This window comes from Novosphingobium sp. FG90 (assembly GCF_057808725.1).
In genome coordinates this window covers 1-1,165 of record NZ_JBMDIO010000104.1, presented here as the reverse complement: position 1 = coordinate 1,165, position 1,165 = coordinate 1, and the positions used below count along the sequence as shown (strand labels likewise).

Annotated in this window: 1 protein-coding gene; it reads left to right on the top strand. The window is 60.9% G+C overall.

Annotation, left to right across the window (positions count from 1 at the left end):
• Positions 1–87: 87 nt before the first annotated feature.
• Positions 88–1,148, top strand: a protein-coding gene (locus ACODRZ_RS26715) for an IS630 family transposase (protein WP_488973188.1) whose coding sequence is annotated in 2 segments (ribosomal slippage) — positions 88–580 and positions 580–1,148 — 1,062 coding nt in all. Because the reading frame shifts where the segments join, the coding sequence is not laid out codon by codon here.
• Positions 1,149–1,165 lie beyond the last annotated feature (17 nt).

The following is a 1,165-nucleotide window of genomic DNA, read 5'->3' as shown; positions in this document are numbered from 1 at the left end:
ATACCAAAACCTGTGGAATCTGACTCACCGAGGGTATCGGGTTTGGCGCTGACGTGATTCACCATCGCAAACGGTTGGAGTTTTGCGATGGCCGCGCCAGTCAGACTTCGAGATGATTTCAGCCCAGGGCAGGTTCGAGCCTTCGCTCGCCGCGCCAAGGATGCAGACCAAGTACGTCGTCTGCTCGCGATTGCGACGATCCTCGACGGCGGAAGCCGAAGCGACGCAGCCAAGGTCGGCGGGGTCACGCTGCAGATTGTCAGGGATTGGGTGCTGCGCTTCAACGCGCATGGTCCTGATGGTCTGGAAACCCGCAAGGCGCCGGGGCCGGATACTATCCTTGACGACTGCCATCGACGCGCGCTGGCCGAAACCATCGAAGCGGGCCCTATTCCTGCTGTTCACGGTGTGGTTCGCTGGCGGATCATCGACCTCGTCCAATGGCTATGGGAGGAGTTCGAAATCTCGATCAGCAAGCAGGCGCTGGGACATGAACTTCGGACCATGGGCTATCGCAAGCTCTCGGCCCGGCCACGCCATCAGGGGCAGCGCCCTGAAGATATTGCCGCTTTTAAAAAGCCTTCCCCGCCCGTCTGGCGCAAATCCGAAGGCGTCTGCCCAAAGGCACGCCGATAGAGCTGTGGTGGCAAGATGAGGCGCGGATCGGGCAGAAAACGCAGATCACTCGGCGCTGGGCCAAACGCGGGACGAGACCCGTCGCGCCTCGTGATCTGCGCCGGGCTTCGGCATGGATCTTTGGGGCGATCTGTCCCGCAGAAGGCAAAGGCGCCGCGCTGGTCATGCCTCGTTGCAACGGCGAGGCCATGGACATGCATCTCGCCGAAATCAGCAGCCAGGTCGCACCCGGCGCACACGCCGTGCTCATGCTTGATCAGGCCGGATGGCACATGTCCGGAAAACTCGACATCCCAGCCAACATCACCCTCCTGCCGCTGCCACCCAAATGTCCTGAACTCAATCCGGTCGAGAACGTGTGGCAGTTCATGCGCGACAATTGGCTGTCGAACCGCATCTTCTCTTCGTACGACAACGTCGTGGACCACTGCTGCCACGCCTGGAACCGCCTCATCGATCAGCCATGGCGCATCATGTCCATCGGCTTGCGCCAGTGGGCGCATGGGTCATGATCAGAGAGTCTTGGTAT